16 protein-coding genes are annotated in these 17,964 nt (G+C 48.5%); 6 read left to right on the top strand and 10 right to left on the bottom strand.

The genetic code is table 11. The annotated features are described in order from the left end of the window. Positions 1 to 392 precede the first annotated feature (392 nt). The 4 genes from ACFS25_RS15130 (at position 393) to ACFS25_RS15115 (ending at position 2,531) form a co-directional block, all read left to right on the top strand. Positions 393 to 1,094, top strand: coding sequence for an NUDIX hydrolase (locus ACFS25_RS15130; protein ID WP_381502452.1), 702 nt, complete (start codon positions 393 to 395; stop codon positions 1,092 to 1,094). Positions 1,095 to 1,270: 176 nt separating this feature from the next. Continuing rightward, positions 1,271 to 1,660, top strand: coding sequence for a hypothetical protein (locus ACFS25_RS15125; protein WP_381502448.1), 390 nt, complete (start codon positions 1,271 to 1,273; stop codon positions 1,658 to 1,660). 39 nt (positions 1,661 to 1,699) lie between these two features. Then, entirely contained in the window at positions 1,700 to 2,002 is a 303-nt protein-coding gene (locus tag ACFS25_RS15120) for a CPBP family glutamic-type intramembrane protease (RefSeq protein ID WP_381502443.1), read from the top strand. A gap of 181 nt (positions 2,003 to 2,183) precedes the next feature. Beyond that, positions 2,184 to 2,531 carry a VOC family protein gene (locus tag ACFS25_RS15115; protein ID WP_381502441.1) on the top strand — a complete coding sequence of 116 codons (348 nt, stop codon included), beginning with the start codon at positions 2,184 to 2,186 and terminating at the stop codon, positions 2,529 to 2,531. Between the two features lie 305 nt (positions 2,532 to 2,836). Here ACFS25_RS15115 and ACFS25_RS15110 read toward each other — a convergent pair whose 3' ends face one another. The 4 genes from ACFS25_RS15110 to ACFS25_RS15095 all read right to left on the bottom strand — a co-directional run bounded on the left by ACFS25_RS15110 (position 2,837) and on the right by ACFS25_RS15095 (position 5,874). After that, positions 2,837 to 3,181 (bottom strand): nuclear transport factor 2 family protein, encoded by a 345-nt coding sequence (locus ACFS25_RS15110; RefSeq protein ID WP_381502439.1) that lies wholly within the window; start codon positions 3,179 to 3,181, stop codon positions 2,837 to 2,839. 241 nt (positions 3,182 to 3,422) lie between these two features. Then, complete coding sequence (locus ACFS25_RS15105) at positions 3,423 to 3,806, bottom strand: RidA family protein (protein WP_381502437.1); 384 nt, start codon at positions 3,804 to 3,806, stop codon at positions 3,423 to 3,425. A 602-nt stretch (positions 3,807 to 4,408) separates the two neighbouring features. After that, positions 4,409 to 4,855, bottom strand: a complete 447-nt coding sequence (locus ACFS25_RS15100; protein WP_381502435.1) for a glycosyl-4,4'-diaponeurosporenoate acyltransferase CrtO family protein — start codon at positions 4,853 to 4,855, stop codon at positions 4,409 to 4,411. A 614-nt stretch (positions 4,856 to 5,469) separates the two neighbouring features. After that, the gene (locus ACFS25_RS15095; protein WP_381502433.1) at positions 5,470 to 5,874 is read right to left on the bottom strand and encodes a VOC family protein; all 405 of its coding nucleotides are present in this window, start codon (positions 5,872 to 5,874) and stop codon (positions 5,470 to 5,472) included. 452 nt (positions 5,875 to 6,326) lie between these two features. On the opposite strand from ACFS25_RS15095, the gene ACFS25_RS15090 reads away from it, so the two are divergent. Together ACFS25_RS15090 and ACFS25_RS15085 are read left to right on the top strand one after the other, a co-directional pair. After that, positions 6,327 to 7,238, top strand: coding sequence for an SDR family oxidoreductase (locus ACFS25_RS15090; RefSeq protein WP_381502431.1), 912 nt, complete (start codon positions 6,327 to 6,329; stop codon positions 7,236 to 7,238). An 82-nt stretch (positions 7,239 to 7,320) separates the two neighbouring features. Further along, positions 7,321 to 8,247, top strand: a complete 927-nt coding sequence (locus tag ACFS25_RS15085) for a helix-turn-helix domain-containing protein (RefSeq protein WP_381502428.1) — start codon at positions 7,321 to 7,323, stop codon at positions 8,245 to 8,247. A 475-nt stretch (positions 8,248 to 8,722) separates the two neighbouring features. Here the strand turns inward: ACFS25_RS15085 and katG are convergent, their stop codons facing one another. The 6 genes from katG to ACFS25_RS15055 all read right to left on the bottom strand — a co-directional run bounded on the left by katG (position 8,723) and on the right by ACFS25_RS15055 (position 17,945). Further along, complete coding sequence (katG, locus tag ACFS25_RS15080; RefSeq protein WP_381502425.1) at positions 8,723 to 10,993, bottom strand: catalase/peroxidase HPI; 2,271 nt, start codon at positions 10,991 to 10,993, stop codon at positions 8,723 to 8,725. 826 nt (positions 10,994 to 11,819) lie between these two features. Further along, positions 11,820 to 12,062, bottom strand: a complete 243-nt coding sequence (locus tag ACFS25_RS15075) for a hypothetical protein (protein WP_381502422.1) — start codon at positions 12,060 to 12,062, stop codon at positions 11,820 to 11,822. Next, entirely contained in the window at positions 12,046 to 12,441 is a 396-nt protein-coding gene (locus ACFS25_RS15070) for a glycoside hydrolase family protein (protein WP_381502419.1), read from the bottom strand. Before ACFS25_RS15070 ends, ACFS25_RS15075 begins: the two co-directional genes overlap by 17 nt. 29 nt (positions 12,442 to 12,470) lie before the next feature. Further along, positions 12,471 to 14,969 (bottom strand): glycoside hydrolase family 2 TIM barrel-domain containing protein, encoded by a 2,499-nt coding sequence (locus tag ACFS25_RS15065; RefSeq protein ID WP_381502416.1) that lies wholly within the window; start codon positions 14,967 to 14,969, stop codon positions 12,471 to 12,473. 32 nt (positions 14,970 to 15,001) lie between these two features. Next, positions 15,002 to 17,095 carry a PKD domain-containing protein gene (locus ACFS25_RS15060; RefSeq protein ID WP_381502414.1) on the bottom strand — a complete coding sequence of 698 codons (2,094 nt, stop codon included), beginning with the start codon at positions 17,093 to 17,095 and terminating at the stop codon, positions 15,002 to 15,004. 49 nt (positions 17,096 to 17,144) lie between these two features. After that, positions 17,145 to 17,945, bottom strand: a complete 801-nt coding sequence (locus tag ACFS25_RS15055; protein ID WP_381502409.1) for an SDR family NAD(P)-dependent oxidoreductase — start codon at positions 17,943 to 17,945, stop codon at positions 17,145 to 17,147. Positions 17,946 to 17,964 lie beyond the last annotated feature (19 nt).

The following is a 17,964-nucleotide window of genomic DNA, read 5'->3' as shown; positions in this document are numbered from 1 at the left end:
GGGTAATCAATCGGAGGGATGCTGATCTAAGGAAAAATTCTCCTGAATAAATCAAAAATTCACGAAAGCAATTTTTTGTTGTAAAAGGACATTTGATGGTTAATTGTCAATAGTATAATTAATGGTTTTCACAGGTGTTAACATTGAATTGCTTTTCTACAAGCGAGAATAGCGTGTCGAGAAAAAGTGGCCATAGATTGCACGCTTCCAGAGAATCTTTGTTTAAAAAGGGGGCCTGGTAGGGGGCTAAGCCAGTTTAAACACAAATAAATTACAAAGGCTACCTGTAAAAACTAACTCTAAAAATCATTGAAATAGGTTAATTCTTTTACCTTCGGTATATTTTCAAAAAAAGTACTTTTTTGAGATTGACAACCAGTTTAAATGAAATAATGCTAGATCAATATAAACAGCAACAGCCTTTTTTACTGGCCTTAGATTCGATCATCTTTGGCTTTGACGGAGAGGTCTTAAAAGTATTGCTCGTTAAACGGGGTTTAGAAGAGAAAACCTGGTCCTTAATGGGAGGATGGCTCCAGCCTCACGAAGGGCTGGAAGCAGCCGCAGCCCGAATTCTGTTTGAACTGACGGGACTCTCCAGCGTGTATCTGGAGCAACTGTATGCATTTGGCGACCCCGGACGGGACCCTATTGTTCGAACCATTTCAGTAGCTTATTTCTCGTTGGTTAAAATAGCGGATTATGCAACAAAAATTACGGAATCTTTTCAGGTCCGCTGGTTTTCTATTTACGATCTGCCCCCGCTACTGTTCGATCATGGGGACATGGTTGATTTAGCCATCAAACGGCTTCGTTATAAAGCAGCCCAGCACCCTATTGGCTTTGAACTGCTGCCGGAAAAGTTTACTATTCCGCAGTTGCAGAAGCTCTATGAGGCCATTTATAATACCGAATTTGACAAGCGTAATTTTAGCCGCAAAATTCTGTCGATGCATTTATTGATCAAGCTAAACGAGAAACAAAAAGGGTTTTCCAAACGAGGGGCTTACTATTATCAGGTTGATCATCTTAAATACCAGCAGTTTACCAATGCGTTTCTGAATTTCGTACCGACCGCTGAATTAGTACTTTAATCCGCTTTGGAACCCTGCCACGGAGGCCGACGATTAGAAAACCTAACTACGGCTTACTCGTAATCAGGCCGTGATATCTCTGCAGCTTATCTTACAGGCAGTATGACAGGTTTCGTTTTTGTCTTACATTGTGTAGTGCTTTAACTAACGATGATTATACAACAGTAGGAGATTCGATGAAAGATGTATTTAAGGGGTTTATCGCCTTTCTTCGAGGAACTTCGTTCTCTTGCCAGAAAACCAATCTGACTCCTTGGAGCAAATCGATCTTCACCATTCGGGCACTGCTTGTTTTACTAGCCATTAAGCTAGGCATCGGTTTGCTTAGCCTAATCTTGGTAAAAGCTCATATCATTGACTATATAGTCAATAATGATTCCTTACGAAACTGGCTTGCTCAAACATCAACGCTGGACTTTCTGATCGAGGTTATTCTGATTGGACCTCTGCTGGAAGAGTTCGCCTTTCGAGGAATTCTGCAGAAGGATCTACAGGTAGTTTGGATTGGATTCAGCAGCTTGTTATATATAATGATCAGTAATGGGTTACGAATTGATTACTATTAAATCAGCCCGAAAACCCTGGCTTTAATCAGTTTCAGTGTCTTGAGTGGTTGGCTACTTAGACCAATTATTGGCCGTTTTATTCAGTGGACAAGTTCGGTTGACCGTTATCAGTCATTAATTTGGGTAAGCGCCATTGGTTTTGCCTTACTACACTTCTCTAACTACCCGCTAGAGGGCGTACGTCCTCAAACGGTAATAGCCATTTTGTTTCCTCATTTGGTGGCGGGCTTGCTGCTGAGTTGGACCTCACAATGGAATGGATTACGCTGGAGCATCTATCTGCATATACTTAACAATGCGCTTCCGGCATTATTTGTCTTGAAAGAGAGAAGTTTAATCTAAGCTAATGGCTTAACATGGAAGCAGTGGCTGTTGCAAAAGTCCGAGCCTACCCATCTTGATTCATTTTTTGACTCGAACTACACAAAAAAACGGGCTAATACTTGACAGACGGAGCGACCTATTTACTTTTGCAACAGCCACAGCACTTATATAACAGTTCGAAACACTAAATTCTCTGTTGATGAATCCACCCTTGAATCATGCCATTTGCTACGTTGAGTTTCCGGCTCGTGACCTGGTAGCGACTAAGAACTTCTACCAAAAAGCGTTCGGCTGGTCTTTTGAAGACTATGGACCTGACTATACTAGCTTCGTTGATGGACGCATTGCGGGTGGTTTCTTCAGAGCCGATGGATTATCCGCTTCGCAACCATTGGTAGTAATTTGGGCCGATGATTTAGAAAACAGCTTGAGAACAGTTGAGCAAGCAGGGGGTGTAATTACCAAACCTATTTTTTCTTACCCCAGTGGCCGGCGTTTTCATTTTACCGATCCCACAGGTAATGAATTAGCCGTCTGTTCAGAGTGAGTTTTGTTGTGCAGAATGAATAGTATAACGTGATATATTCCTTTCGGGATGCAAATCCGGGCGATTATAGCAGAAATTCTATGTGGTATAACAAAGCCTTAAATGAATTAGCTATAGAGGTTGACATTCATAGTGGAATGGCCTGTCAGAGAAAAGTCTCAACAAAGTTGATTCGTCATCGAAGCCCAACCAAGAACTTGGTAGGTGTATTTAAAAGTAGTTTATTGAGAACAATTGTATAAATACACCATCGTCAATGTGGCTTGTTATAAAAACCACATTGACGATGGTGTCAGGACAACTTGTTAATGTTCAATAATCATTGTCCGCACTTTGCCATTTTCGAAGCTGTAAACATGGTTTAGTTGTTCATCGCTCAATAGCTGGCCGTTTAGGTCTTTAATAACCTGGTGAACCTTGACGGCAATTTGACCGTCAGATCTTGTCTCGAATGAGAGAGGCTCTACTATAGGATTGATTTGTTGCCATTGGCGTAGCCAATAGGCTCGTACCTCTTTGTGGCCCGCCACATAGCCACCCTCCCAACCGTTTGGCCAAGCCACGTCGATGTGCATATGAGCCAAGACGAGATCAATATGGCGCGCATTAAAATCTTGATAAAGTTGACGCAGAATTGGTTGATAGTCCATGGTTTGATAAAGGGTTTTGATCCCATTAGTGAGTGAATCAAAACTAAACCAGGTTCACTACAGTCGAGCGTCGGTAGCCATTGAGATTTTAACGGATTTTCTTGAGAAGATTACTGCCTTTAGCTACTGCACTCAGCATTCACATTGTGCAAGCTGTTGTATGAGTTGCACAATGTTGGGTGGGCGAAAAAGAAGCAATGGGTAGTCGAATGTTAATCTCAATTCACCATCACCCGGATTCCTATTCGTCAAGGGTGGCAATCGCTTCAATGGATAGTTGAAACTCCTTCTTGGGTAAGGCCACAACCGGTGTTGAACGAACCGGCGGGTTGGTTGGAAAATATTCAGCATACAGCTTATTGAGACAGTCGAAATTAGAGCCATCAACTAACCAGATCGTTGTCTTGGCTACCTTTTCTAAGCTCGAACCGGCGGCTTGCAGTACTATTGACAGATTAGTAAACGCCTGCCGGGCCTGAGTCTCAAAATCATTCGAAATAAGGCCAGACTTAAAATCAATACCCGGCTGTCCGGCAATGAATAGTAGATTGCCCACTCTCACAGCCTGGGAATAGGCCATGACTGGATGAGGAATAGCTGTCGAAGTAATCGCAATTGGATGCATCAGGTTCTATCAGTTTTAAGGTATGATGGAATACTTATGAACTTTGTGATGACTTGTCTGGATCGGCCCCGGCAAAGCTGAGCACGTGGGTCTTGTCTGCAATTTTGACTATAGGTCACATTATACAAACAAACCAGCTACCAAAAATAAACTACTCCAGCCATGTGGTATCACTTTTCTTAATTTTTTCTGCAAATGACTGTTATATGATCAAACACTATTATAACTCACATCTAATAGCAAATTCTCAGGGGCGATGCCGGAGGGATAAATAGTGACTAATTTTTCATTGATAATCAATGGTTTATGATTTGTGTCGCGTCCTTAGTAGGACGTGGTTATAGTCCAATGTGGAAGGTCAAAAGCTTGAAAATTATACACGAGTCTTCTCAGCCATACGGGTTAGGGCAACAGGACTATTTTTCCGTGCTTTTCCTGCTTTCTAAAAAATCATGTGCTTGCTTACCATCTGCCAGTTTGAATGTAGTAGGCGCAGAGATCCCATCTATACGGTTACCGTTCCGTTAAACGCCCGATTCCTATGGGAATCAGTAGTGTAAAATCAGTACCTGTTCAGCTCAATTTGTCCTATACAATCACCTTTACTCCCGTTTGGTCGATAACCGTCTTTGGATGAGTTGGGTCAATCGAATCCGATTATACTGCTGGAGGAGGATTGGATAAACGTTATACATCAAGTTGCTAATCAGGATAATAGCTACCCAGCCCCAACAGCCTTGGTGAAAAGCGTATAGACTGCTCAGGAGGAAAAATAAGAAACAGCCAACATGAAACTTCTCATTGATGTACGATTTGCCGACGTGCTGTTGAAGGGATCCACGCTTGGTAGGACTGTAGCCAGGAAACTTCCGTTTTAGCCATTGATTAATCAGATCACCGTCCTGAGTATACTTTCGGATGGTTCGAATACCAAGCCTGGTATAAAACCCAGCAGAAGAACTGGGTTGAATTCGATCAAACAAGCCATTTGGCACCAGGAAGGGGAGGAAGCTAATGCTCAAAAAAGCGTAGAGCCAGGTAGGGTCCATGCTGTTGTAGCAGTAGTACCCCAAAGGCCCTAAACATACGCTTGACCAGAATAGGTTGACCAGCTGGTTAGACCAGGTAACCACTCTATTCAGTTTAATTCGATCTAATTGCTCTGGCGGGGTCATGGTCCATGATCTTAATGGGGTCTTCTAGTACAGGCTATATCCCTTGCCTAGGCTGAATAAACCTAGAAACGAACGGAGTTATCCCTTTAAAGTGAATAGCCGATTTAACGAATATACCCTTTATTCGCCTAAAGCCTTGAGGACAACCGGGAGCGAGTAGCCTTTGCCAGTTGCTACCATTGATTGATCGCCACACTATTTCCCATACTCGAAAAACGTTCAGCTGAACGTCTAGTCGATTCCCCTTTAAGTTAGTTTATGTAAGCCAAATAACGAGCCGTTGGATCATCAACATCGACTTAATTGACAAGGGCATACAAAGTAAGAAGTGATAGATCCTGTTACTATTTACCGGCTCTTGCTTTATTTCCATAACATGATAGCATTTATTCAATCTGTCTCCAAAAAATACAATGCCGGGCTTCTCTGATCAATAGTCCGTCATTGTATTTTTCCATGTTTAAGTCTGCGCCGGGTAAATTAATGTACTATCCATCAAACTTCTTAAGGGCTTCGGGCGTGATAGGGGTGAAGAAGTTAACTAGATTGCCATCCGGGTCCCGGAACAGCATCGAACGATTACCCCAAGGCATGGTCGTTGGCTTCTGAACAACCATGTCGCCCAGGAAGTTGGCCAGCTTTCCGTAGTCCGCGTCAACGTCATCAACGCGGAATTCGATAATGGCCGAGTGATTGTCGGCGGCCTTGGCTACGTGGTCTCCGCCGAACAGCGGCAAGGTACGTGTGCTACCGATTGCCAATGTGGCCGAAGGCGTTTGCAACTCGGCGAAATCATCGGTATACTGTATCACGGGCATACCCGTGACTTGCTCGTAGAACCCAACAAGGCGCTTGATGTCTGCGGTAATAATTCGAACGGAGGCAAAATTCATAGTGTATGTGAGTTTATTTTTACTGACACAAAGTACAGTAGGCCCACTGACAACCCTGTGTCAGTAGGGATTTTGCCTTAGACATTTTTCTTTCTTCTGATCGGTCAAATGTACTTTTATACCCAGAGCATATGGCAGGAATCAGTTGGTCGATCTGCCCTTTTTCATTCTTCTCCTCCAATCTGATCTACCCGCCTACCTCTTCTTTGTGTTGGAGAGCTGTTTCGGCTAGATAAACTTCTTACGGCTGGACATGAGTTGCTTTTGGTTACAACAAAGTTGGATTTGGTTAATAGGCTTCGAGTTATTACCACGAGCTTTGTGCTTAAGAAAGAGACGGTTAGGCTTCGTCGCTAAAACAGCGGATCAGTTAGCAATCGCTTACGTCTGGGCTACTACGCTTTTGTAGCCTACAACACAATTTCATAAACCCTTTTAATCAACTCACGGCTATGAAAACTATTCTAGTGATTGGCGCTTCTGGATTTATTGGTGGACACCTGACCAGGCAACTACTGGCGGAGGGGTATGTCGTGCGCTGTTTGGCTCGTAAACCGGCTAAAATGAACCCCTTAGCCCAAGCGGGTGCCCAACTCGTACCAGGTGACATTACCGATCCGGCTTCCCTACAAGCAGCCCTGGCAGGCGTTGATGCCGTTTATATCTCGATCCAAACCCTAGTGCCGCAACATTCCCGTACGCAAGGACAAGACTTTATGGCCATCGAACTCAACGGCCTTCAAAACATCGTCGATGCCTGCCAGTTTAACCAGGTACATCGGTTAATTTACGTGACCTTTTTAGGGACTCATCCCCAGGCCGCTAGTGCCTGGGCGCGCGAACGCTGGCAAGCCGAGCAGTTGCTACTCAATAGTAGCTTAGCTGTTACCGTTATCCGGCCGGGTATGATTGTGGGGGTAGGTGGTCAGGGATTTGATATGCTGGCCAGTAATGGCGGTAGGCGGCTGGCAATCGTTATCGGCCGTGGCCAGCAACGCTTCCGGTGCATTGCTATTGATGATTTAATCTACTATCTAGTGGGCGTACTGGCTGACTCTCGTACCTACGGACAAGCCTATGACGTAGGCAGTAATGATGTGCTGACCATGAACCAACTGATTGATGTGGCGGCTGATGTGCTGGGACGGCCTCATCCGGCTAAACTACACATCCCGACTGTTCTATTGAGTGTGGCCGCTCCACTGATTGAGTGGATCAGTAAAGCCTCGAAAGGGGGCATTCAAGGGGCACTGGACGGTATGAAAAGTGACATGATTGGCCAGCCTGAACCGATCCGGGCAATCTTGCCGCGCGTTCTGCTCACCAACCGGCAAGCCGTCGAGCGGGCCTTGCATCCCAATTGATGACTATACTTTTCATCAATTGGGATGCCCCCAAAAAATTCCCTGACCTGACGGGTTGGGCAATAAATTAGCCATCCAGATAATGGAAAAAGACTTCCTGCAACGAATCCAAACCATTAGTGAGCTTCATCAACTGTTTGGTCTGCCCAAACCGGAGCATCCCTTACTGAGCGTGGTGCCCATTGAGCCCTTTGCGGAACCGCCGGTAGGCCCCGCTAAACGGGTCGTCACCGATGTGTATATTATTTCGCTCAAGAAGGGTTTTCGGGGACCCGTCAAGATTAAATACGGTCAGCAGGTCTACGATTTCGATGAGGGAGTTCTTTCCTTTATGGCCCCCGGCCAGGTGTTCGGACTGGATCTAGAGAAATTCAGCAGTCCTACCCAATCGGGCTGGATGCTGTTTATACACCCCGATTTTTTCTGGAATACAGCCTTGGCCCGGCAAATCCGGCAGTACGAATTTTTTGGCTACGAGGTCAACGAGGCCTTATTTCTGTCGGCTAAAGAGGAAGCTATCCTAACCCGGCTGATTGATCATATCAACCAGGAATATCAAGCGAACCTGGATAAGTTTAGTCAGCAAATCATCCTGGCCCAGATAGATGCTCTACTGAGCTATTCGGAACGGTTTTATGAACGCCAATTTATTACCCGTCGTATTAGTAGTCATCAACTTCTGGACCAGGTAGACCAGTTACTAACGGCTTGGTTAGCGGATGAAGAACGCTTATCCAGCGGCCTCCCTACGGTACAGGCTGTAGCCGAGCAGTTACAGGTGTCGCCCGATTATTTAAGCGGCTTACTGCGCCAGTTGACGGGCCTTAATACCCAACAACACATTCACCAGCGACTACTGGAGAAAGCAAAAGAGAAGCTATCGACTACCCACTTATCGGTGAGCGAGATTGCCTATCAGTTAGGCTTTGAACATCCCCAATCGTTCAGCCGGTTGTTCAAAGAAAAGACTCATCAGTCTCCCTTGGCCTTCCGGCAATCATTCCATTGAGGGACAAATCTACTTATGGCAGCTCACGGATAATAGGCCCTATGAGTGGAGCCGCATCGGCAGTCCGAATCTAAATCCACAGGCTGTCAATAAGGTCCGTTTTGCGCTGGCACGAGCCGCCCCGCCTGCATATTCTCGGTTTGACGACCACCCACCAAAAATACCTGTTATAGATAGCTGGGTTGAACGGTGGCTGACTGAATCCCCAGATTTCTATGGACTACACACGGGGCCAAAGGAAACTCCTGATTAATGGTGAAAGGGGAATAAACATAAAAAAGGTAGTCCGTTGCCAGACTACCTTTTATCATTAACTAATCAGGTAACCCCTGTCTCAGTCATTTCAGACCCGCTTTTGATAGCAGGTTCTTACGTAAGTCGCACTTATTCATCCGTGGAGGAAGTTGTGGTCGAATAGTAACGAACCTGACTACGGAAAAAGCTCACCATGGGAGCCTACCAGACAGCCCTGCCATCAAGCCAGGTCGAAACGGCCAAGATTCATCACCTTGGTCCAGACTGCTACAAAGTCCCGAACGAATTTCTCTGGCGAGTCCCCGCACCCATACACTTCGGCAATAGCCCGAAGCTCTGAGTTTGAACCGAAGATCAGATCGACACGGGTGCCGGTCCACTTTGGTTCGCCCGTCTTACGATCACTACCTACAAATACGTTCTGAGCATCTGAAGTTGCCCGCCAGGTGGTACCCAAATCGAGCAGGTTGACGAAATAGTCGTTGGTAAGTGCTTCCGGACGCTGTGTGAAGACACCGTGTTTCGAGTTATCGAAGTTCGTGTTTAGCGCACGCATGCCGCCTACAAGCACCGTCATCTGAGGTATAGTTAGCGTTAACAGTTGAGCTTTGTCGATCAACATGTCTTCAGCCGCTGACTTATGTCTAGAATTCAGGTAGTTACGGAATCCATCTGCACTTGGTTCCAGCGCATTAAATGACTGCACATCGGTTTGCTCCTGCGATGCATCGGCACGTCCCGGTGTAAAGGGAACCGTCACTTCGTGACCGGCATTCTTGGCCGCCTGCTCAACGCCTGCGCATCCGCCCAGTACGATCAGATCGGCAATTGAAATCTTCGTATCGCCAGCCGCACTGTTGAATTCATTTTGAATAGTGGTCAGCTTTTCGAGCACAGTGGCCAGTTGGGCTGGATTATTGGCTTTCCAATCCTTCTGCGGTGCCAAACGAACACGACCACCATTAGTACCACCGCGTTTATCCGAATTACGGTATGTAGAGGCCGAGGCCCAGGCGGTTGATACCAATTGAGACACCGACAGGCCAGAAGCCAGAATGGTAGTCTTCAGGGCAGCAATATCTTGATCAGTAACCAGTTGATGCGTAACGGCGGGGATTGGATCTTGCCAGAGCAGTTCTTCTGTCGGCACTTCCGGACCGAGGTAACGCTCGACTGGCCCCATATCGCGGTGCGTTAGCTTGAACCACGCCCGGGCGAATGCATCGGCAAACTCATCCGGGTTCTCGTAGTAGCGTCTTGAAATTTTTTCGTAAGCAGGGTCGGCTCTTAGCGCCAAGTCGGTCGTTAGCATCGTTGGTGCATGACGCTTTAACGGATCGTGCGCATCCGGCACAGTACCGGCACCTGCACCATCTTTCGGCCGCCACTGATGCGCTCCTCCTGGGCTCTTCGTCAGCTCCCATTCGTAGCCGAACAGGTGCTCAAAATAGTCGTTGCTCCACTGGGTTGGAGTCGTAGTCCATGTTACCTCAATACCACTGGTGATAGTGTCTGCACCATGACCACTACCAAATGAGTTTTTCCAGCCAAGACCTTGCTCTTCAATGCTCGCACCGGCGGGCTCAGAACCAACGTACTGGCCTGGATCGGCAGCGCCGTGAGTTTTGCCGAATGTGTGTCCGCCCGCAATAAGTGCGACGGTTTCTTCGTCGTTCATGGCCATGCGACCGAAGGTTTCACGAATGTCGACAGCAGAGCCAAGCGGATCGGGATTTCCTGCCGGACCTTCCGGGTTCACATAGATGAGACCCATATTGGCCGCACCAAGGGGGGATTCAAGTGTCCGATCGTGTGGGTTGGCATATCGAACATCGTCTCCCAACCACTTTATTTCAGAACCCCAATAGACATCTTCTTCCGGCTCCCAGATATCTTCACGTCCGCCACCGAAGCCAAACGTCTTGAGGCCCATAGACTCAAGAGCGCAGTTGCCGGTTAAGACCATCAGGTCGGCCCACGAAAGTTTTCGACCATATTTCTGTTTAACTGGCCATAGCAGCAAGCGAGCCTTGTCGAGATTCGTATTGTCGGGCCAGCTGTTGAGTGGGGCAAAGCGCTGATCGCCGGAGCTACTGCCACCGCGACCATCGCCAATGCGGTAGGTACCTGCACTGTGCCAGGCCATGCGAATGAAGAAAGGTCCATAGTGACCATAATCGGCTGGCCACCAATCCTGGGACTCGGTCATCAACGCTACGATATCATTCTTCACTTCCGCCAGATCAAGTGTCTTAAACTCCTCGGCGTAGTTAAACTTCTCGCCCATCGGATCGGACAGCGAAGAATGTTGACGAAGAATATTTAGTCTTAACTGATTTGGCCACCAGTCGCGGTTTCTCGTGCCACCGCCCGCGCTTTTGTTTAACTCACCATTAATAAATGGGCACTTGCCCACCGTGTTGACTTTACTGTCATCATTGACGTCCCATACTGATGGATCCTGTGTATCCTGCCTTTCAATATTTTCCATTTTTGATAGGTGTTATTAGTTGACGAATCAAATTTACATGAACTGACGCTATAGTTATTATCTACTTTTTTTATCTAGTCATAGATAATATCTATAAATCTGCCCTAAGATCGATGGTAACCCGTCAGTAATAATCTCAGAGTCATTGACTTAGTAGGCTCGACTGGAACTGACTGGTCATATGCCTTCAGATTTGATCGGTGCTATTATTATAAGATATAGCTAGTCAATTTCTATCTTAGATAACTCACAAACGTGAGCGACCGCACTGCTTCGGCAGGCAGACCGGCTACCCGTAGATGCAAGCCTCTGTGGGTTTTCTGAGCACCATATTCAGCGGTGTGGTGGCCTGAGCCATAGAAAGCAGGGTCAATGACCCATTAGTAAGAGGAGCGCCCGTGGCGTAATGAATTGTGTTAAAAACTGGTTGATACCTTTAACTAAAATTATGCTGGGGTCGTGGCTTTTGACGGCCCCGTCCGTGCGGCAAAGCTCTGGTAAAGGCCGAGGAAAGCCCAGAGTCAGTCATATGGCTCACAAAAAGATCAGGTCACGTTTACACTTGGCAGCTTTAGCAGATGCCCAGCTTTTCTTCCAGTTCGGAAGGCTGAACGCGTATCAGGATGCCCCATTTTCTTGTTACGTAATAAGTTATCAAGTTACGTATTCACACTGGATTTTGACTGTAATTTTCAGTAGCATACGGTTTGGCCGGAGCGGGTTCAGGTTGAGCTGTTTTGTCTTTTTCAGGGGTAACGACAGGCTTACTCTAAAGTACGAATTAGTCGTCTCACCCAGACTTTCTATGCTCTCTATCGCATGGTGGTTATTTTTCTAGAATCCGAACGGGTCCGGCGAGTCCGGCTGACATAAGCTGATCGATCTTGTTCCTGAACTGGCTATATTGTTTATCGCCCTGTTTCGCCTTGCCAATAAAGCCATTCAACTGAGTCGGGCTGACCCGCACCTCGAGTTGGTTGGCTCCGGCCCGAACAAAAGGGGTAATATCCAACTGGTAGGGCGCATAAATCCGTTTGCCAGCGGGTTTCCCGTTAAGGGTACAGGACATACTTTCTGGTTTTGGCATTGTAGAAAACCTTGGGCCGTTCGAGAACCCACTTACTCCCCAGCAGCATTGTGTCGGGCTTGGCTAGTTCGATCACATCGCACTGGTTTTTCCAGTTGAACAGATCGTTTGAGGAATAACAGCTTACGTAACGATTACTGGTATCCAGCCCTTGCCGACGCTCCTCCCCATACCAGTAATAGGTTTTACCTACCTTGATGATGCCGCCCCCATGGGCCTGAATGTGTTTACCGTCCGTATCGGGCCACGTTTCGCCAGGGCGAATGCCCGTTTGCTTCTGTGCCCATGCACCCGAGCATAATGCACTGAAAAGCAATAGCAATAGATACTTCACACTAAGTTGATTTGCGGTACGGTTCATACGAAACATGACGTCAGATTGCCTGGTAATTACTTCGTAGTAAGCTGTATTAACCCGCTTTTCAGGCCATTGGCCCTTGCGGTCAGCGTAACCGTCCCCGGCCCTCCGTTAGGCTGTACAATCACCATCCCCCGGCCGTGGAATACCTTCTTTTGGGGGCGCTGAAAACTGGATACATCCGCTGGATTGCCATTGGCAACTCCGGCAATCTGGCCTTTTCCCTCGATCTGGTAACTAATGAGCAGGTCATCGACGTAAGGCACGACGTTACCGGCCGCATCCACCACCTCCACACTGACGTAGGATAAATCATTCCGGCTGGCGTTGATAGAATTCCGGTCTGCCTTTAATCGAATACTCACCGGTTTGCCCACCGTTCGAAGAGTATCGGTTCCCGTTTCCCTGCCATCCGTGTAACTTCGGGCAATCAGCGTACCCGGTTGATACGGTACCTCAAAACTGGCAGTGATGGATTTGGGGGCTAAGGTTTGCTCCCCCACTACCCTTCCGTTCAGTTCGAGGGTTACTCGCTGAGCTCTGGAATACACAAATACGGACATTTTCTTGCCTTCCTGGCCCGGAAAGCTCCAGCTCTTTAGCTGGTCGGGAAAGTTGTAAAAGAAGTTCGCTTCTTTGTAGCCGTCCGGAATAGGTGTATGCACCAGCACTTCTACGGCACTCCGTTTCCAGACCACATCTAAATAGTAACTGTTTACTTTCTTGGTACCAATCAGGTCCAGCTCACCCGTATAGGCATTAAAAATAGGCCACGAAGGATTTAGAAAAAAGGCCGAACCGGAGCCCCCCAATAAACCGCCCTCTGCGATTTTCCTGGTTTCCTGTTTGACTAATCGCGGTGCGCCAAGGCCAGCCTCGCCCAGATAATCCATGGCCGTCCAGCTAAAGGTGCCAATGACGTATGGTAAGGCTTCTACCTTCAGCCAGTTCTCCAGACCTTTAGGTGGAAAATATTCCGAGGCATACATCACACGATCGGGGAATTTCTCGTGGTCCCCTTCGTATTTGGAATCGGCATAGTTGTAGCCCGCTACGTCCAGATTGGCAAACGAAGGATAGGTATCCTCCCATTTTTTGCCCTTGTTAAAATAGGTGATAAACAGGGGTATCGCCATGGTAACGGGTCGGGTGGCATCCAGGCTACGTACCGCATCGGAAAGCTGTTTGCCGATGGCATAGCCCGTTGAATCAGCCGACTCGGTAATCTCATTGCCAATGCTCCACATGATGATGGACGGGTGGTTGCGGTCGCGCAGGACCATGGACTCCAGATCGCGTTGCCACCACTCGTTGAAATACCGGTGATAATCCTGGGGCGTTTTCGGTTTCACCCACATATCGAACGCTTCATCAATTACCAGCATACCCAGCCGGTCACAGGCATCCAGCAATTGAGATGAAGGCGGGTTATGACTCAGGCGTATGGCATTGTAGCCGTTCTGTTTAATCAGTTCGATTTTCCGCTCCTCGGCCCGGTCAATCGCAGCGGCTCCCAGCGGGCCATTGTCGTGGTGAATGCAGCCTCCTTTCAGTTTCATCGGCTTGCCATTCAAACTAAAACCGGTTTTAGCATCAACATGAATCGTGCGAATGCCGAAGGGCGTAGTCGTTTTATCAACGACCTTATCATTCCGTAGAATCTGCACCGTTGCCCGGTACAACTGGGGTTTTTCCAGCGACCAAACCAGTGGATCTGCCACCGAGACCGTTTGACTGATCGGAGTAGCGTGGTCTTTGGAAGCCGTCACGAGTTGTGTGGCAGTTCCGGCCAGCTTACCGGAAGGGGTATAAAGTTGCGTTCGTAGGGTAAAGGAGGCTTTGCCGGACGGGTTCTGCACAGTTGTTTGAACCGAAACCGTGGCTAGTTGAGCCGTAATCGATGGCGTAGTAATATAGGTACCCATCAGGTCAATGTGCAAAGGGTTCACCGTCGTTAACCAGACATGTCGGTAAATACCTGAACCCGAATACCACCGGCTATTGACGCCTTCATTTTTCACCTGAACGGCGATGACATTGGCCTTACCTACTGGCAGTAGAAAGGAGGTTACGTCATAGGAAAAGGAGGTGTATCCATTGGGATGATTGCCCAGATGATGCCCGTTGATCCACACGTCGGCATTCATATACACCCCATCAAAGGTGATGTAGGTTTGCTTTCCGGCGGAGCGTTTGTCCAGCGTAAAGGGTTTGCGATACCAGGCTGTTCCGCCAACCAGAAACCCGCCATCCCGCCCCGATACAGCCCCTTTTGAAAATGGACCTGCTATACTATCGGGAATCTGGACCGGCAAATCTTCAATACTCAAGTCGTGGGGTACATCCAGTTTTCGCCAGTTGGTATCGTTATACGCTGGCTTTTCCACCCCCGAAAGATTCTCTTTTTTAAAACGCCAGTCGGCATCGAACGACACGGTGCGGGCATCCTGCGCAAACGTATTTACGGTTAATATTAGACACAATAGACTCACGCTGACTAAACGAACTGATTTCTTATCAGGGCTTTTCATAAAAAGGGAGAGAGAACGATTGAACTCGTGGGCTATTTAACCACCACCCGCACCCGACCGAGGTTATTGATTCGGGCGTAGGGGGTTTTGGCATCGCCCTGCCGTTGCGAGGTTGCCCGCAGCGTGGCGAAGTACGTGCCGGGGTTGGCAAACGCATGAGTCGTTTTCACCTTCACCGTTGAACCGGACTTATCCGATGGCGTAACCAATGCCGCTACTGGGAACGTACCTGCCCCCTCGAAGTCCCATGCCGCCGACACTACCTTTCCCGTGTTAGGCGGCACCTCAATGTCGGCTGCAAATGTGACTGGTTTGCCCGCTTGAACAGTTGCCCGTTCACTACCATTGGCTTTTAGGGTTACAACGGGTTGAATGCCTTTACGTTCCGATGCGCTGGCCGGAACGACCACTTGACCATCCACAAGTTTGTACGTTGTATTGGCTGGTGGGGCTACGCCTTTTTCAACCCAGGCACTCAAATCGCGCAGGGCCTGCTGCAATACCCCCAGGTAACTAACTAGATGCGTCGGGTCGCCGGGCCTGACAAAGTCGGCATGATTGGCGTGGTCGGTAAACCAAAGTCGGAAATTGTTATCCGTGCTGTCGCCAAGCGTCTCTTTCACCTTCGAGCGGTACCAATCCGCCTGCCAGGGATAGGCTTCGCTGTCCCAGAGCGATTCAAGCACAATCATTTTGCCGTTGAACTTACCCTTGGGCAAGGAACCGGTGGCTCCCTGAGTGAACAGCGGGCCCAATATCATCGGACGTTGCGGGTAAAGCGGTTTGCCTTCCGCATCCCGGAATTGGTCCCAAACCGGATAGTCTTTCTTTGGCACCTGATGCCGGTGATACGTTTGGGCAGCTAGAAAATTAGAATTATCAACCTGCACTTCGTCGCCCGGCTTAATGCTGGCCAGTACGGTCAGGTCATTACTGGCCAGCATTACCTTATCGCCCGATAGGTGGGTCAACAATAGGGATTTCCCCGCAGCCGCTCCACTCTTAATCAGCAAATCACCGCCCAGGAATTGAACTGTGGGCAACAGGTTATCCAACTGGAAAGCAACCGGCATCGTTCCGTCTTTTTCACCCAGCGCTTTCCAGGCGGCATCGGCTGAACCATGCGCTTCACCCGGTAAAGGACCCTGCATGAGTCCCAGTTTAATGGCTTGATCTTCCGGGATGAGCAGCTTTATTTTGCTTACTTGCTGGATACGTCCTTTAAGGAGTGATGCCGGTGGGTTCGCGCCTAAATAGCCGGGAACAGTCCAGAAATCATCAAAGTATTTTTTATCAACGATGAGCATCCCTGGGTAAATCGCCGTAAACGCATGAATGCCCATGGCCTTGTAATTAAACCACGCTTTTGATGGAAACCCCATTTTCGTTACTTCGTGCAACGCTTCTTTTTCCTCCTGATTAAGATCGGCATACATATCCCCGCTGCCTCCCGGTTCCAGGGCGTCCACGATTTGGGGAAACTTGTCTTGCAATACTCGCATGGCATGCATACGTACCGTAAATACATTGGGCAGCGCCATCGGAGAGCCAATCACATAGGGCACCACCCCATCCCAAACGCCCTGGGTGTTTTCAATGGAGCCGATGGTCCGATAAGCTCCGCCACTTCCGCCAAATGCATAGCCATACGGCCTGCTCCCTCCGTACTGCTTAGCCGCTATGACCCTGGAGTAGTTCGCAGCAGCTGCATTGGCCCGGTATGCCCTGATACTGGCGTCAGCCCCAAAACCGGGCATGGCCGCTTTACCACCCCCATTGGTTTCGACAAAGTAGGCCCCGCTGGCAATCGAGAACCCGACTTTGTCACCTTCACCGGTAGCGCCCTGGGATAAATTTTCGTTGTCCGGTACCGGCGTAATGTATTGAAAGAAACGTCCCTGGTACTGTTCCTTGGGGGGAAAGTAAAACGAGAACCGGGTGTCGGTGCCGGTGAAACCACCATGCACGTAATAGTGACGTACCGGCTTATCCCGCCACTCCTCCAAGTCCACGTATGGCTTGTTAAACAACGTATCGGGTTTGGCACCAGACTGACCTAACGACCAGCTTCCGCTTGCTGTTAACAGCAGCAGGCAGGCAATTAGATGTAAATAGGTATTTCTCATGGTTTCAGGGTAAGGGTATGTTCGTCGCTTCGCAACAACGGTTGCCCAATCAGGCAGGTCGGCGCGATTTCATCTGTTTCTGGATGAAGTGGGTGGCGTATCGGGGGTTGAGCCGGTAGAGCCAGTCGAGGAATTTGGCATCCTTGCCCACGACCACCTGGAATTGATTTCGTTCCATGCCCGCCAGCATCTGTTCCGCAGCTTTCCCGGCTGAGAGTGTCTTACCGGCTGAATCACTGCCCGCTTTGGGTTTACCCAGACCCGAGTTTTCGGTAATGTTCGTGGCAATTGCCCCGGGAAATACCACCGTCACCCGGACGTTGGTGTCCAGTAGTTCGGCGTACAAGCCTTCGGTAAATAGTTTGACAGCCGCCTTAGCTGCTCCATAAAGGGTCTGACCCGGAAACGGAATAAACCCGCCCATGCTGGCCACATTGACAATATGGGCCTCGGGACGATCTAAAAAGTGGGGCAGGAAGGCTTTGGTCAGGTTGAGTGTGCCAAAGAAGTTGACCGCAAAAACCCGGTTAATGTCGTCCATAGACAGGTCGTTGATGGGCTTAAAGGGTTGGATGATACCCGCATTGTTGATGAGTCCATCGACCGCCCCGAAATGGTTAATCACGGTAGCGGGCAACCGATCAACCTGCTCTTTGCTGGTGATATCAAGGGCAAACCCGTTGAATCGGTCTTGGCCAACGCCCGCCAGTTCCTGCGTTCTGCCGAGGGTCTCGGCATTGATATCAATACCAGCTACTGAAGCGCCTTTCTGAAGCAGTTGCAGGGTCAATTCCCGGCCGATACCACTACCAGCCCCCGTTACGACAAACGTTTTCGTTGTGATTTGCATGATGAAGGAATAAGGGATT

Source organism: Spirosoma flavum, from assembly GCF_042686045.1.
Taxonomy (GTDB): domain Bacteria; phylum Bacteroidota; class Bacteroidia; order Cytophagales; family Spirosomataceae; genus Spirosoma; species Spirosoma flavum.
The sequence above is the reverse complement of the archived record's forward strand: the minus strand, read 5'-3'. Positions and strand labels throughout refer to the sequence as shown.